Source organism: Paenibacillus sp. FSL R5-0766, assembly GCF_037971845.1.
In the GTDB taxonomy this organism is placed as follows: domain Bacteria; phylum Bacillota; class Bacilli; order Paenibacillales; family Paenibacillaceae; genus Paenibacillus.
In genome coordinates this window covers 3,552,674-3,568,395 of record NZ_CP150227.1, presented here as the reverse complement: position 1 = coordinate 3,568,395, position 15,722 = coordinate 3,552,674, and the positions used below count along the sequence as shown (strand labels likewise).

General features: G+C 43.3%; 15 protein-coding genes. 4 read left to right on the top strand and 11 right to left on the bottom strand.

From position 1 onward, the window contains the following. Positions 1 to 21: 21 nt before the first annotated feature. Entirely contained in the window at positions 22 to 504 is a 483-nt protein-coding gene (locus MKY66_RS15470; RefSeq protein ID WP_076210626.1) for a GyrI-like domain-containing protein, read from the bottom strand. A 105-nt stretch (positions 505 to 609) separates the two neighbouring features. Between MKY66_RS15470 and MKY66_RS15465 the strand changes: the two genes are divergently transcribed. Next, positions 610 to 1,584, top strand: coding sequence for an HTH domain-containing protein (locus tag MKY66_RS15465; RefSeq protein WP_076210628.1), 975 nt, complete (start codon positions 610 to 612; stop codon positions 1,582 to 1,584). Between the two features lie 164 nt (positions 1,585 to 1,748). Here MKY66_RS15465 and MKY66_RS15460 read toward each other — a convergent pair whose 3' ends face one another. The 6 genes from MKY66_RS15460 to MKY66_RS15435 all read right to left on the bottom strand — a co-directional run bounded on the left by MKY66_RS15460 (position 1,749) and on the right by MKY66_RS15435 (position 8,030). Next, entirely contained in the window at positions 1,749 to 2,978 is a 1,230-nt protein-coding gene (locus tag MKY66_RS15460) for a multidrug effflux MFS transporter (protein WP_047843067.1), read from the bottom strand. A gap of 139 nt (positions 2,979 to 3,117) precedes the next feature. After that, the gene (locus MKY66_RS15455; protein WP_076210630.1) at positions 3,118 to 4,341 is read right to left on the bottom strand and encodes a macrolide family glycosyltransferase; all 1,224 of its coding nucleotides are present in this window, start codon (positions 4,339 to 4,341) and stop codon (positions 3,118 to 3,120) included. Positions 4,342 to 4,411: 70 nt separating this feature from the next. Then, a complete protein-coding gene (locus tag MKY66_RS15450; protein WP_076210631.1) occupies positions 4,412 to 5,776 on the bottom strand; it encodes an MFS transporter in 1,365 nt (454 codons plus the stop codon). Positions 5,777 to 5,965: 189 nt separating this feature from the next. Further along, positions 5,966 to 6,322: an iron-sulfur cluster assembly accessory protein gene (locus MKY66_RS15445; protein WP_083657024.1), complete on the bottom strand. Its 357-nt coding sequence runs from the start codon at positions 6,320 to 6,322 to the stop codon at positions 5,966 to 5,968. Beyond that, positions 6,312 to 6,647 (bottom strand): winged helix-turn-helix transcriptional regulator, encoded by a 336-nt coding sequence (locus MKY66_RS15440; RefSeq protein ID WP_076210633.1) that lies wholly within the window; start codon positions 6,645 to 6,647, stop codon positions 6,312 to 6,314. The genes MKY66_RS15445 and MKY66_RS15440 overlap by 11 nt, the downstream gene beginning before the upstream one ends. Before the next feature lie 24 nt (positions 6,648 to 6,671). After that, positions 6,672 to 8,030 (bottom strand): MFS transporter, encoded by a 1,359-nt coding sequence (locus tag MKY66_RS15435; RefSeq protein WP_076210634.1) that lies wholly within the window; start codon positions 8,028 to 8,030, stop codon positions 6,672 to 6,674. A 166-nt stretch (positions 8,031 to 8,196) separates the two neighbouring features. Between MKY66_RS15435 and MKY66_RS15430 the strand changes: the two genes are divergently transcribed. Both MKY66_RS15430 and MKY66_RS15425 read left to right on the top strand, forming a co-directional pair. Beyond that, positions 8,197 to 8,856 carry a metalloregulator ArsR/SmtB family transcription factor gene (locus tag MKY66_RS15430; protein ID WP_076210636.1) on the top strand — a complete coding sequence of 220 codons (660 nt, stop codon included), beginning with the start codon at positions 8,197 to 8,199 and terminating at the stop codon, positions 8,854 to 8,856. 281 nt (positions 8,857 to 9,137) lie between these two features. Further along, positions 9,138 to 10,355 (top strand): FAD-dependent oxidoreductase, encoded by a 1,218-nt coding sequence (locus MKY66_RS15425; protein ID WP_076210638.1) that lies wholly within the window; start codon positions 9,138 to 9,140, stop codon positions 10,353 to 10,355. A gap of 157 nt (positions 10,356 to 10,512) precedes the next feature. Here the strand turns inward: MKY66_RS15425 and MKY66_RS15420 are convergent, their stop codons facing one another. Continuing rightward, positions 10,513 to 11,190 (bottom strand): TetR/AcrR family transcriptional regulator C-terminal domain-containing protein, encoded by a 678-nt coding sequence (locus MKY66_RS15420; RefSeq protein ID WP_076210640.1) that lies wholly within the window; start codon positions 11,188 to 11,190, stop codon positions 10,513 to 10,515. Between the two features lie 136 nt (positions 11,191 to 11,326). On the opposite strand from MKY66_RS15420, the gene MKY66_RS15415 reads away from it, so the two are divergent. Then, on the top strand, positions 11,327 to 12,679 hold the full coding sequence (locus MKY66_RS15415; RefSeq protein ID WP_076210642.1) for an MATE family efflux transporter: 1,353 nt from the start codon (positions 11,327 to 11,329) through the stop codon (positions 12,677 to 12,679). Positions 12,680 to 12,765: 86 nt separating this feature from the next. Here MKY66_RS15415 and MKY66_RS15410 read toward each other — a convergent pair whose 3' ends face one another. The 3 genes from MKY66_RS15410 to MKY66_RS15400 all read right to left on the bottom strand — a co-directional run bounded on the left by MKY66_RS15410 (position 12,766) and on the right by MKY66_RS15400 (position 15,699). Continuing rightward, complete coding sequence (locus tag MKY66_RS15410; protein ID WP_179088515.1) at positions 12,766 to 13,743, bottom strand: alpha/beta hydrolase; 978 nt, start codon at positions 13,741 to 13,743, stop codon at positions 12,766 to 12,768. A 164-nt stretch (positions 13,744 to 13,907) separates the two neighbouring features. Further along, a complete protein-coding gene (locus MKY66_RS15405; RefSeq protein WP_076210644.1) occupies positions 13,908 to 15,206 on the bottom strand; it encodes an NCS2 family permease in 1,299 nt (432 codons plus the stop codon). Between the two features lie 364 nt (positions 15,207 to 15,570). Further along, entirely contained in the window at positions 15,571 to 15,699 is a 129-nt protein-coding gene (locus tag MKY66_RS15400; protein WP_219845137.1) for a DUF6254 family protein, read from the bottom strand. Between the last annotated feature and the right edge of the window lie 23 nt (positions 15,700 to 15,722).

Here is a 15,722-nt window from a genome sequence, read left to right as displayed (position 1 = left end):
AAGTCTTCAGATCTCCACTTCTTATCCATTCCTTACAACAGGAACCCACATTTCACCATATACCACGCCGTTTCTCTCTCCCATTTCAACCGTTGTGTTTGGGCCACCAACATAGGCATAATCCTTTTCTACGGGGAGGGCTTGACCAAAGGCAATGCCAGTAAGCATGTTACTGAGCGCATCAGCTGTCTCTGCTTCACCCTTCACAACCAGGTATTCTCCCTTAGGAAATTGGATTACTCTCGTTGCTTCTGGCAGAGATTGTTCTGTCATGACCCCAGCATAATGCATCATCTTGTTATTCACTGCTTCGTTCACAGCAAAAATGTAGTCATTCGTAGCTAGAGACTTTAATGTGTCCAGACTTCCATCCTCTTTCACAGCGGACCAAAAATCCGCCTTCTCTTTGCTGATCCCAGCATAGTCTGTGTAGTCGCTTTTTAGCTCTGTTCCAATACCCAAAACGATAAAGCTGTCTTTTTCTTCGAAATGATAATTACTCATGGTTTACACCGTCCTCTTTAAATTTTCAGTTGATTTGTGTTTTCACTTGATAGGTTTATAATAACCTTAAATCATGTCAGAATATGATACTGTTTAGGGGGCCCAATGAAAAAAGTTGAACGCATAAATACCATCACGCGGTATATCAATAACCGTGCCCACTTTACCATCTCTGAAATCATGCGAGAATTTAATATTTCTCGTTCAACAGCCATTCGAGATATCAGAGAAATTGAAGCCATGGGAATGCCACTTGTCGCTGAAGTTGGGCGTGACGGGGGTTATTTTGTCATGAACAACTCCCTCCTGCCCACGGTCCGGTTTACCGATAATGAAATCAAAGCGTTATTCATTGCCTTTATGGCGACAAGAAATCAACAGCTTCCTTATCTGAAGAGTCGTCATTCTTTGGCTGAAAAATTATTGGGCCTTATCTCAGAAAATCAGCAAGATGACCTTGTGCATTTGAATCAAATATTGCTTTTTGAAGGGACCAATCCCCATAATCCAGACTTGCTTGATCTGTCAGACTTGCCTCACCCTACCTTGGAAAAACTCATCCAAATTCTTCTCTTAGAAAATTATTTGTTAGTTACAGTCCAAGAAGAGAAGGAAACAAAGTCCTATCCCATTCTTCTCTTGCACCTTCATCATCAAAAAGGCCATTGGATCATTGAAGGTTTTGACTTGGAGGAAGAAAAAAGACGGATCGTATCCGTTGACAACCTCATCCATGTTGAAGCATACCCGGCGAAAAAAAGACGGAGTACAAAAAAGATTGTAGAACAACTCAAACGAAATACGCAGGAAGAAGTTATCAATCTTGTCCTGGAACTTGGTCCAAAGGCGATTGCGCAATTCAAAAAATACCATCCTTTAAAGTTTTCAATAGCCTATACGAATCCATACCAAACTACAGCCCTCCTAAAGGCATTTATGAATGTTCATAACTTGGAAGAGTTAACCGAAATCACCAATTGGTTGCTCTTTCTAGGTGAAGACATCAAGGTTAAGGAAATTCCGGAAGAAGTCCTGGATGCTGTACAAGAGAGATTAAGCCTATACCAAATGAAGCAGTGAGCAGCTCCTCCTCCCTAGTCTCTCCATTTTCTAACAATGCCTTACCGGAATTCAGGCTGAGGATTTAGTACGGAAAACCAAAAAAGCCGCTGTGTTAGCGACTTGTAATGGAATCATATTCATTCATGTCTCACGCCAATGCTTGGCGAGCTGTTCCTTCTATGCTAAAAGTCAGCATTAGACTGGGCATGATTAGGTGTATGCTGCGGGACGTTTTTAACGAGTAGGAAATAAGTAACAATCGCAATGATACTGGTCATTAGTAAAGTGAGTCCTAACGGGACGGCAGTGTCCTCACCCGCGATGCCGACCAGAGGAGCAACCAGTGCACCCAGAAGAAAAGGAACAACGCCGAGCAGTGCTGCTGCACTTCCGGCCATCTTAGCTTGACTCTCCATGGCAAGTGGGAATGCCGCTGTAGACGTAATGCCGATCGAGCATACGAAGAAGAACAATGGAATCACCAACGCGAAAAGTGGACCATGAGCCAGGGTTACGACCAAAGCAGCAACACTAGCTATTATAGCAAGCCATAGTCCCGATAATAGCAGCGTCTGCTCAGGGATACGTTTGGCCAATCGACCCACGATTTGAGATCCGATGATCAAGCTGATGCCGTTTGAAGCAAACAGTATAGCAAAAACTGTGGGTGTGACTCCATATATATTTTGGTAAATAAATGGTGTTCCCGCCACATAAGCAAAGACCCCTGCCGTCATGATTCCTTGTGCCAGCATGTAACCAACAAATTTGCGGTCACGCAGAAGCATTCTGTAATTACCCAATTGTTGTTTGAAGTCAGGAACCATACGTCTTTCGACGGGGTGTGTTTCTTTTAAGCTCCACTTTGTCATGATTAATAAGAAAATCCCCAAGAATGAAAGGCAGATAAATACGCCAATCCATGTTGTGAAGGAAAGAACCCCACTTCCCGCAATCGGTGCTGCCAGAGGCCCCAAATTCCCTACAAGCAACAGCAAAGAGAAAAATTTAGTGAGTTCATGTCCACTATATAGATCTCTAGCTATCGCACGGGAAATGACAATTCCAGCTGATGCCGCAAATCCTTGCGTGAAACGAAACAAAATCAATAGTCCGATATTCGGAGCAAAGGCACATGCCAAGGAACAAATAATATAGGCTGCCATACAGATCAACAATGGTCTTCGTCTACCGTACGCGTCACTCAAAGGACCCATAACGAGTTGTCCTACACCGAGTCCTAATAAACAAGCAGTAAGGCTAAATTGTACAAGTGATGCCGTTGTATTCATATTTTGTGCAATCTCCGGAAAAGCCGGTAAATACATATCAATCGTAAATGGACCTAATGTAGAAAATAAACCTAGTAGTATTGCCAGTCCAAAAACATTCCAATTTGTGCTCTTCGCCATAATAAATAAAATCTCCAATTCCACATATAATTTGCAAGCCTAATCGAGTATAAGACATAGAGTTAACTGTAGGTCAAGTCTTGAGACCATTAAAACCAAAAAAAAGCCGCTTATTAAGCGACTTTGAATGGAAAACCATTTAAATTGTGTAACTCCCCCGGCCTGAACCCATATGACTCATGATCATTTCGGCAGCTCGCTTGTAACCGCCTGCCTGCCTTAGAGATTCACCAATGAGGTAAGCCTGCCGTCTATAAAGTGAATTGTGTAGTACTTCTGTTAATGCCTCTCTCAAATTAGTTGCACTGAGGTTATGTTTATTTAAAGTAATACCTGCGCCGAGCTCCTGTACCCGATTGGCGACAAGAGGCTGATCCGATGTTAATGGAATCATCACCATCGGAACGTTGTAATATAACGCCTCACTTGTGCTGTTCATTCCAGCATGTGTAATAAAAACATCGGTATGCTGCAGCATGTCCAACTGGGCAATGTATGGCTTGACGATAAAATTAGGAGGTATTTGATCAGCCAGTGGCTCCATATCTGTGTATTTTCCTGAAGATAAAACAACATTCACGGGTAGATCCCCTAATGCTTCAAAGCAAAGCTGATAGAAATCCAAGTCTTTATTTAAAATCGTACCCATAGCAATGTACACGGTTTGCGGGTACCGTTCACGAAGCAACTCAAACGAGAAGCCCGGAGCATCTTGACGTGTTATGATCGAAGGACCCGTGAAAATAAAACGATCATCCAGCTTGTCGGCCTGCGGCTGAAAATAACGGCTGGTGTAAACGAGCTTTAACTGACCTGCATGTGCCGGAATCTCTTCCATGGCCGGAATACTCACTTGAAGCTCTTCAGCTAACTCCGTTGTGATCTTCATCGTAGCCTCATAAAGCTCCTTGGTCTCCGTCTCATTCAGAACTGAGCTAGACCCCAGAGGCTCCACAAAAGCAAAGGACGCAATCGAGCACACCGCAGGAATTCCCAGTTTTTCTGCAAGAATAGTCCCTCCCCATCCCATCAGGGAATCAAAGATCATATAATCGAACTTTTGATCCTCGATCACCTGCAGCACATTGGGGATGATCCTCCGGATAATACCGCTTACCATCATATAAATAAACTGATAAGAATGCTTGTATTCCTGGGGTTTCAACACCGGATCATGAGAAAAGGCATCTTGTGGAAACGGATAGGTAATGATCTGGGCACCGGTTTGTTCAATTCGGGAACGGTACTCCTCCGTGCATACATAGATGACTTCCTCACCATTGTCTATCAACTGAGTAACTAATCCTAACGATGGATTCACATGTCCTTCAGCTGGAGTAATGACTACTAATACACGTGCCATCTTATCCACCTCCCAATGCAATTAGTCCCCCCGTTCTTCATGATGTATTTAACGACGCGGTCGTCATCCGTTACATGGAGATGTTATCCTTCACTTGGTTGATTGGATGATGTTCTTGATGAACGAGTTTGGTAATTCGTAGTGATGCTAAGAAACTTAACAAGACCCATAATAATTGTAGTGTTAACACGATCAAAACACCTGTCGATATGCCCCACTGTAAAGTTTCGGACAAGGCAATCAAAGCGCCACCAACTCCAATGCTTACTCCCATATAGAAGGAATCCACAAATTGCAGATTCGCGGACATTTCTCCCTCTTTCCTGGGCAATGCATGTTGTAAAGCAATAGCTGCCGTTGTAGGGTTGGCCAATCCAACACCGAACCCTGTAATCATTTGTGAGAGAAGGATTAGTATAATCCCCCCATCCGTCAAAATAAGAGCCAGGATCACAAGTGCAGTTCCAACGATCATAATCCCAATGCCCGTCATGACCCTACCCTTTCGGGCACGACCTTGATCTCGTGCATCCAGCTTGGCTTGCAACCACGCTGCGGCGGACCAGCTCAGAGAACCTGCTGCTACAATGAGGCCAGCAAGGTCAGCTGATAACCCCTTCATTTCGGTTAGTGCCAAGATCACAAAACTTTCCGTTGTAAAATAACAAGCAACATATAGCCCTCTCGAAACCAAAGTAGCAGGCAATCCTTTTTGTACAGAGAAAGTGCCCACAGGCAGCAATTTACGCATTGGTGTGATCATGACGACTAATCCAGCCAAAGTGAGTACTATGCCTTTCCAATCGGTAATCATACCAAGGCCTGTGAGTAACAGCCCCGTTCCAACGGCAAGCAGAATCGCATACATAATCTTTGAGTCGGTTGCTCGCGCTGGACCTGACAGATCTTGCTGAAGCTGCAAATGACGGAAAGAACGGAATGTGAGACTGAGCGCTATTCCAATCAAGGGTAAAACGATCCAGAAAACATATCGCCACGAGATGTAGGAAGCAATAAGGCCTGCTGCATAAGGTCCGATTAAGGTTGGCAGGACAAATGCCAGGGAGAATGCGGCCAGGATTTGAGTACGAAGTGTATCTGGATAATGTAATGTCACACAGGTATAAACACATGTGATCAGGGCCCCCGCTCCAAAACCTTGAAGGGCTCTTCCAGCAATAAGCATGTGCATATCGAAAGAGATCGCGGAGACCACAGTTCCGAACACAAAAACACTAAAAGATATCAGCATGGATGTAAAAACACCGCGCTTGTCAATCTGCTGACCCATAACCAAGGTTCCAATAAGCTGAGATAACAAAAATGCGCTGAAGATCCAACCGTATAAATGAATGCCCTCTAAACTTTGTGCCATTTTCGCGGCAATCGTTGTAATAGCCAGTCCTTCGAAAGCGACGGTTGCCAAAACCAGCATAATCCCAATTGTAGGCGCCCTGTACTGAGCATCAAAGATCCCAATCTGATTGTTATTTGTCTTCTACACCTCCATAATTAGATGGATAATATGGTAAAATAAACCTTCAATTTCTTCCTGAATATACATCAAGTGTCATACTTTGTAAAGTTGAATGTTTAAAAAGTAGAATGATGGTCTAGAATAGAATCAACATTTTTTCACTTCACCACGATAATTGGCCATTCTAAAACTGGCCCCGCATCCACACGAAACTTTGGCATTTGGATTATTCATGGTGAATCCGCCTAACATTCCGCTCTCTTCATAGTCAATCTCAAGACCATCAATATATGGAATACTGTTTGTGTGAACCAATATCCTAAATTTCTTTTTATTTAACACAATGTCTTCTTCTGCCTGCTGTTCATCCACGATAAGGGTATAAGATAAACCACTGCATCCCCCTTCATCAACGCCTACTCTAAGGAAGGCATTTTGGATATCCGTACTTGATAAGATCTCAACGATTTTGTCCGATGCTGTATCACTGACCTCAATGATCATTTTTATTCCTCCCGGTGGTATCATTTTGAAATTTGGTATCCCAATCCATTAGACAGGGTATGAATGCTGCAAGAGCAGCACCTTTTGGCGTAAGTTCATAAATAATTTGTGTAGGGCGTGTCAGTATTGTTCTTTTGACCAAATGATCATGTTGAAGACCCTTTAAACGTCTGGAGAGGATCATTTCGGAAATGGAAGGAATGTTATCGAATATTTCACCGAATCTCTTCGGGCCTTGAGACAGAGCACATAAAATATGGATCGTCCATTTCGTTCCGATGATGCGATAAGCTGTAAATAGTTTATTCGGATCTTCAGTGAGCAATGGTCTGTACACCCACTTTCTTATTCATCTGCGTGGTGAGATCCGAGTGCTGGCAATGATACTCGTGACGATCAACAAGAGATGGAAACCCATGGCTACAATTAAGCCCGATTGAAGGGACATACCGCCAGCCTGACACACGACAAGAATGGAACCACCAATACCGATCACTACACCAGGTGTAAAAGAATCTGCAAATTGCAGATTTGCCGAGGTTTGGCCCACGCCTTCTTCCCCCGTTTGGGAAAATGCGACAACACCACTAATCGGATGCGCCAATCCAATACCAACTCCTGCAATGATCTGACCAATAACTGCAATGGTAACGGTCACAACAGGTACCCAAAATACGATGGCAATCCCTATGGCAAGTAACAATACGCCAAGAATAATTCTCATATGACGTCCACTGCCCTGATCTGCCGCATCCCACCGTCCTTGCAAATACGCAATGATACACCAACTTAATGCAGCACTCGCCACAATTAATCCGGCCTGAGAAGGTGTAATTCCTTTCACATCGATTAGAGCCAATACCAGGAAATTCTGTGTACTAGTATAGGCAGCGAAGAACAATCCACGTGTTGCCAAAATAGCTGGCATTCCTCTGCGCAACGTAAGTGTTCCCTTCGGTAGCAATTTACGGAGAGGAAATATCATCAATACGAAGCCAATTATGACTAAAACAAATCCCATAATGCTCGGAAGCCTACTTAGACCAACCAGGAAAACCCCTGTACCCAACGTTAAGAGTAAAGCCATCCAAGTGGATGAAGATCCGCTATCCCCTCCCGTCTTCTGCACTTTCAATTTCCTAAAGGCAGGTAAACTAAGCAATGCTGAAACCACCAGCACAGGTAAGATCCCCCAGAAAACAAAGCGCCAGGACCACTGATCTGCGATAACTCCTGCTACATATGGACCGAGCATGGACGGAAGAACATAGGCAGTACCAAATGCTCCAAGTATTTTGGCACGTAACTCATCCGGGTAACTTAACGATATAGCCGTATACACACAAGTCATCATAGCTCCGGCACCCAAACCCTGTAGAGCCCGTGATCCTATCATGGTATACATGTCGCCTGCGGTTGCGGCAGCGATCAGCCCTACGATAAACAACAGAAGTGCAAAAGTGAACGGTGCTGCAGGTCCTCTTTTATCAATGATCCGACCGACGACCAGCGTTCCGATAATCTGCGCAAGCAGATATGTACTGAATATCCACCCGAATAGGCTAAGACCGTTCAAGTCTCCAGCAATTGAAGGAGCAATGGTGGTGACGGATAAACCTTCGAATCCAACGGCCATCACTGACAAAATAATCCCTATGGTTAGTGCAAAATAACGCGGGCTGAAAATACTTTGATGATTAGACGACATGAAATGTGACCTCCAAGAAAATTGGTATGTATACATCGTATCCGGATACTTAGTAAACATTTTTGTTTATAATGTCTAAGCTACAGTTCGGCTTTGACTTTGTCAACATTTTTGTTTAAAATGTAGTTATTCATGAAGATTCAGTTGTTTCAAAAGGAGGTGCACCATGAGCGGAAATCAAACCAAAAAGGATGCCTCGACCAGTACCCGGAGAGCAATTATTAATCTGTTAAAAGAGCGCGGGGGAATGGATGTCGTGGCACTCTCCACTCAGTTTTCGTTATCTGGAATGGCTATTCGGCAACATCTGAATGCGCTAAAAGAAGAAGGATTGGTTACCACTGTGGAAGAGGCCCGTCCCATGGGTCGCCCCACCAAGCTATGGATATTAACTCCCGCGGCTAATCGTTTTTTCCCAAGTGGATATTCCGATTTATCCGTCAGTCTCATCCATTCGATGAAAGAGGCTTTTGGTACTGAAGGGCTGGACAAGCTGCTGGATGTTCGAAATAAAAATATGCAAGAACAATATCTTCAGCATCTTGGGGATGCATCAGGAGTTCGAGAGAAATTGGAGAAATTGGCCGAAATTCGCACCAATGAAGGTTATATGGCCGAGGTTAAGGAGCAGGATGATGGTAGTCTCCTACTCATTGAGAAACATTGTCCGATCTGTGAAGCGGCCGCGGTATGTACCGGGTTATGCAAGAATGAGCTACATTTATTCAAAACAGTTCTAGGTGATAATGTTCATATTGAACGGGGAGAATACATTCTAGCCGGAGGAAGAAACTGCGTATACACCGTTAGGCAAAATAAGCCATGACCAAAAGAGCAACCTCATTGGAGATTGCTCTTTTGGTTTGGGTTTTAAAGTAACTAGAACGATTCGGATAAATGAATGGTACTTCCCATAAACGGACGGCTGGATGTACGGAGCAGGATTTGCCACCTGGACGGTCACCTATTTCACAACGAGATTGGCATTTATCACATCGATACCTAATACTCATAACTCCTTGATAATAAGAGACTCCGTTGGCCTGCATTGAGTTTCCACAAACTGTTCATACTAAGCTCCGAATATATATAAGGGAGAGACTTGATATGGATCTGCAAAGCGGTAAACTATATTGGCCAACAACAATGGTGAATCCTCCCTCCTATCCCAAGCTTGAAGAGGACATATCCTGCGATGTACTAATCATAGGGGCTGGCAGTTCAGGTGCCCAGTGTGCAAATTTCCTAAGTGATCAGGGATTGTCCGTCGTTATCGTGGATAAGAGAAAAACTGGAGAAGGCAGTACCAGTACCAACACAGCTTTGATTCAATACGCGGGAGAAAAAAGTTTTGTATCGCTTAGTCACTCCTTTGGTGAAAAAGTGGCTGCTCGTCATCTTAAATTATGTGAAGAAGCTATTAATGAGATAGAGCGAGCATGTCAAAAGCTTCCGATTGATCCCGATTTCACAAGACGTGATAGCCTGTATTACGCAAGTTACCAAGCGGATGTGTCCGCTCTGAAGGATGAGCATGCTCTTCTTCAGAAACATGGATTCAAAGTCGATCTGTGGGACAAACAGCATATATCAAGGGCGTACCCTTTTCAGAAAGAAGCAGCGCTATACTATCATGATGATGGCGAGATGAATCCGTTAAAATATGTATACGGACTTCTTGAGAAAGTAAAAGCACAAGGAATAATGATATTCGAGAATACGGAAATAACCGGTAAGCGATTCGAAAAGGATTACGCTATATTCTATACCAAAGAACGCCGCGAGATCCGGGCAAAACACGTTATCATCGCAGCCGGCTATGAAGATGCGGACTTCAAAGTCGAGAGAAATGCTACACTCTCCAGCTCCTATGCAGTAATCACTAAACCCATTAATGATTTTTCAAGCTGGTATAAGAGGACATTGATATGGGAGACTGCTCGACCATATGTGTACATGCGTACAACCGCAGACAATCGGGTGATCATCGGAGGAATGGATAAGGACACAGCATACGCTGAAACCAGAGACTCCAAAATACGAGCAAGCAAAAACAAACTAATTGAGGAATTTAATAAGTTATTTACGGACATTCAGGTCGAACCGGAATACTACTTGGGCGCATTTTATGGAGGAACACATGACGGATTACCTGTGATAGGTCAATACGAATCTTATCCGCATTGTTATATCATTATGGCCTACGGAGATAACGGAACTGTATATAACAGTGTTTTAGCCAATATTGTATCGGAAAAGATACTCAAAGGATCGAGCCCAGATATGGAAATTTATCTTCAAAGTAGATCGACTGTTTCCAAATGATTTTCAATCAATATTGTCTGAATCCATGTCAAGTTATCACAAAAAAAGGACGATTTCCGAATGGGAATCGTCCTTAAGCATGAGCTGGTATACTTCTTTTCCTAGGTTGAGATGAATGGTCCGAAGCCATTACCATCATATATCTCCTGATGATCCTTTATTGATCAGCCTTGATCACTTGCTCAATCCCCGACAAAATCAACTTCACTCCAAACTCAAACGCTCCATCGGTTCCCATCACCTCAAACATACCGCTCTTATACATCCTACTGAAGATTCCAGCTTCCTTCTCACTCATGGAGTCCAGAAGTTGGATCATCTCCTCACCCTGAAGTGCTTCCTGATCCTTAAGAACAGCAGAGATATTGCGCTGATGCTGATAATCGTCCAGAACGAAATAGAATACATAATTGACAAGCGTAAGAACTGCCTGTAATTTCTGTTCTTGCTCCAATGGCGTTGATTCCATGCAGAGCAACATGCGGTTGGTGAAGCGGATCATGTCCGGTTCATGGGGCAACGTCATCATCATGAGCTGTGTGGAGCACGGGTATCTGCTGAGCACACTCCGTACCGTCACCGCAAGCCCCTCCATCTGCTCCTTCCAGTCCCCTTCAGTATGAAACTCGTCAAGAATAATTTTCGATATCTGGTTGGCCAGACGCTGGTAGAGCGTCTGCTTGCTCTTGAAGTACCAGTATAGAGATGGAGCCTGAATCCCCAACTTGTCTGCCAAGCGTCTCATGCTGAATTTCTCGATGCCCTCTTCCCCGAGAAGCTCCCACGAAATTTCCAAAATCTTATCTTCCGAAATCTGAGGCTGTTGTTTTTTCATCAGTATCCGCCCTTTTATCTAACAGTGTAAGTTTATGCTTTACAGGTTCATAAGTTCATGATAACATCTAACACTGTAAGGTTCAATCTAACGGTGTTAGATTAGATCAATATTAACGAAGAAAGTAGTGACCCACATGGATGCAGAAAACCTCCATTACTTTGAAAAAGCACCAATCGCTAAAGCCGTAGCTCATTTTGCTGTCCCAATGATGCTAGGCACGTCAATGAGTGTTATTTACTCCATCTTGAATGCCTATTTCCTTGGCACACTGGGTAATACGGCAATGTTAACCGCACTCGCATTAACTTTACCTTTATTCGCGGTCATCATGGCCCTTGGTAATTTAATTGGTATAGGCAGCGGCACATTCATCTCCCGTTTGCTGGGAGAGAAAAAAGTAGATGATCTGAAGCATGTATCTTCATTTGCCTTTTACAGCAGTTTAGTTCTCGGAATTATTGTGATGGCCGTTGGGCTCCCGCTGAGTGAACCAATCGTTCATGGGCTGGGGGCAACGCCAGAGTCCTTCGGATTTACGAAAGAGTATGTCACGATTATGCTTATGGGTTCACCCTTCGTCATCTTATTCTTCACCCTGGAGAATATCGTGCGCTCAGAAGGTTCAGCAATGACTTCTATGACCGGTATGATTCTCAGTGTTGTTATAAATATTATCCTTGATGCACTATTCATTTTTGTCTTCCATTGGGGCGTGATTGGCGTTGCATCTGCTACCGTCATCTCCAACTCGGTTGCGAGTGCATTTTACGCTTACCATATGAGTTATAAGAGTCAATTCTTAACCGTCTCCCTAAAATGGTTCAAGGTGACCAAGGACATCCTGAGCAATGTGTTCAAAATCGGTGTTCCCGTCTTTGTTATGAGTGTCTTCTTGGGTGCAATGTCCCTTATTCTTAACCTTTTTCTTGTCGAATATGGGGATCAGGCCGTTGCGGGGTATGGAATCTCATCACGTTTATTGCAATTTCCTGAGTTTATTCTGATGGGCTTGTGCGAGGGAGTTGTGCCATTGATTGCCTTCTCATTCACAGCGAACAAATTACGCATGAAACAAACGATTGGATTCACGATCAAAGCTATTTTGGGCTTAGCCGTCCTGTTTGGTGTTATCGTTTATCTGATCTCTGACCACTTGATTGGTTTATTTACGACGGACCCGCAATTAATTGAAATGGGTAGCTACATTCTTCATGTAACCTTTTTATCCTTGTTCATTACAGGAATGACTTCTTTGTTTATGGGGATCTTCCAAGCAACAGCCCAAGGAACAGCCGCGTTTGTTATGTCCATAATTCAAGGAGTTACGTTAATTCCTGTATTGTATATCGCTAATCAAATGAATGGCTTTCATGGAGTGATCTGGTCACTTGTTATTGCTGATGCCGCCGCGTTCCTAGTTGGGGCCATCATGTTATATGTTTTGCGGACCAAATTGCAGCCGGATCTGGAACATTTGGTACAGTAGTTATCCAAAAAAAAGAAAGAAGGCAGGATCAGGGTATCCCCTCAATCCTGCCTTCAATTATCACCGCAGTTCAATGATCAATCATCCTATTGGATTTGTTTCATGTAAGATTTGAATTCCTCGGCAATTTCTTTGTATTTCGTATGATGCAGGTAATGTGAACCTTCCATAGGGATCATTTTGCCCTGCGCGGATTGTTTGGCTTGTTCTTCATGTAGCGGAATCCACTGCGGGTTTTTCTCGTTATTGGAAAGTACAAAGAGAAGCACTGGCAGATCACGAGGATACGTGAGTTTTTCTCCATTTTTGAAATTGGAACCCAGATGTTTAAGCTCATTTACTAAAGTCGGATTTGTCGAGACTTGATTCGAAATCAACTTCATCTGTTCTTTGGTATGTTCATCATAGGCAAGTGATGCATATGAATCACCACTCACTTTATTGAGTACTCTCATTAAGCCTGATTTTTGAAGGAATTTCATTAAGTTCAAAGGTAATTTAACATCCATGCCAGGTTGATTCGGAACACTGCTATCGATCCCGACAAAAGCAGAGACTTCATCCGGATACGTGTTCACATACGTCGCTGCGTACAGTCCCGTGATGGAATGCCCCATCAGAATATAACGATCTATACCGAGCTGCTGTACAGCTTCATGAATTTCACTAACAATATTCTCGGTGGTTCTCTCCGTTTCGGTTTGATCACTTAACCCATAACCGAAAGGCTCAATCGCCACAACTTTGTAATCAGGCGTCAATTCATCGACTAACAATTTGAAATCTAGCACTGGTGACGGAGTTCCTTGTCCAGGAAGAAGCACAATGGTTTGTTCGCCGCTGCCTTGAATGGACACATTCATATTTTTCCCGTCGACATTGACATATTGGCCGTACGATTCGATTTTCTTTTTCTCTACCCCATTACTTATCGTATGAACGACAAACGTGATGCCCATGAACAGCACCAGCGCGCCGATAATACCACCTATTATTTTTAACCATAAGTTCCGTTTTTTACGGCCCTTAGTCCCCGTTGTTGTTACTTCCACTGTTTTTTCCAAATCCATCTTCTCCTGTCCATTATATCTGTAGAGCCGCTCTTGCGACATAGGTCTAGTGTAACCATCGAAGATGTCCCCTTCGTGACGGGAATATGAACGGAGTATGAACTACAAAAAAAAGAGAGCTGCTTGTTGAGAGCAGTTCTCCATAGGATAAGACAGTTTTAGTGGTCCAGGAACACAAGTTGAATGAAGAACAATACTGCAAAAATGTAGAAGATTGGATGAACATCTTTACCTTTTCCACGAAGCAGCTTGAGTACCGGATAAAAGATGAAACCTACGCCGATGCCTGTCGCAATACTATGCGTCAATGGAGTAAGGATGATAATCAGGAAGGCAGGAAATGCTTCTTCGAGATCATCCCATTTGATTTTGCTGATAACGTTAATCATAAAGTATCCAACAATGATCAGTGCCGGAGAAGTGATCGCCGGAATGCTTGATATTACACTTACGATTGGTGTGAAGAACAAGGTCAGCGCAAGCAGTACACTTACCGTTACCGCTGTCAGTCCCGTTCTTCCTCCTGCAGCTACCCCTGTGCTGGATTCGATATAAGCTGATGTTGGGCTTGTTCCGAGCAAAGCGCCACTGGTTGTTCCTACGGCATCTGCCAATAATGCGCCACGCGAGCGTGGGAATTTACCATCCTTAAGCAATCCTGCTTGTTCAGCAACGCCGAGCATCGTGCCTGTCGTATCAAACAGCGTGATCAACAAGAAGGTAAATATGATTGTATATAAGCCATTCGAGAATACCCCTGCCAGATCCAGTTGCAAAGCCGTTGACGCGAGGCCTTGCGGCATGGATACAATCGATTCCGGCATTTGGAATAGTCCCATGATCCAGGCAAGTATCGCTGTTACCACCATTCCAATGAAAAGGTAACCTTTCACATTATAAGCCATCAGCACAACGGTAATAATCAATCCGATAATAGTCAGATAAGCCATTGGCTCAGCCAAGTTTCCGATCGTAATCAAATTCGATTCTGAATCGGCAATAATCCCGGCATTTTGCAAACCTACCGTTGTAATAAACAATCCGATCCCTGCGGTTATGGCATGTTTTAAGCTAGCAGGAATTGCATCAAGCAACATGTAACGGAATGAAGTCAGTGATAAAATAATAAACAAAATCCCTGCTATAAATACGGCTCCCAGTGCAACCTGCCATGACACGCCATACCCGGCAACTACGCTATAGGCAAAGAATGCATTCAGGCCCATACCCGGCGCAATGACGATTGGATAATTGGACCATATTCCCATAATCAGAGTTCCCACAATACTTGCCAGCACCGTTGCTATGAATACTCCGTTAAAGTCCATGCCTGTGCTGCTGAGTATTCCTGGGTTTACGATAACTATGTATACCATTGTGAAAAATGTTGTAACCCCTGCGATAATTTCTGTGGGGATGCTCGTGCCTCGTTCTTTAAGTTTGAACCATTTGTCCATGGTAAAGCCAGCCTCCAACTTTCAAATTATACTCCAAAGCTAAAAACAAAAAATCCTAATCTTCATATAGGATTGTAATATTGTCGCTCCTATATTCGTTGTTAGGATTTAAAGATTCAACAGCTAAGCTCTAAACTAAACATAAAGATACTCATATCTGTTTTCAACCTGAAGTCCATTTCGTATTCTAATTAAAATTACATGCAATGTCAATGAATTAACGATTTGTTCACAGTTATTTACGAACTATCCAGGCATTATATCTTGCATTCATTCGTTTTTAGAATAGAGTAAGTACGTATCGCTCAATGTCTGCAATATATGAAGAAAAGACTGCCAGCAATGTTCACTGACAGTCTCTTGCTTAATTCGTAGTAGGTTTCTCTTCATATTCGCTGGATAATTCTTTAAGCGATTTGATTTTGCCATGGGGATGCTGTTCTTGCTTTCGTGACTTCCAGGCAGCTTCTTTTCTTTTCTTCTGGTCAGCCATACAAGATATCCTCCTCTGGAAAC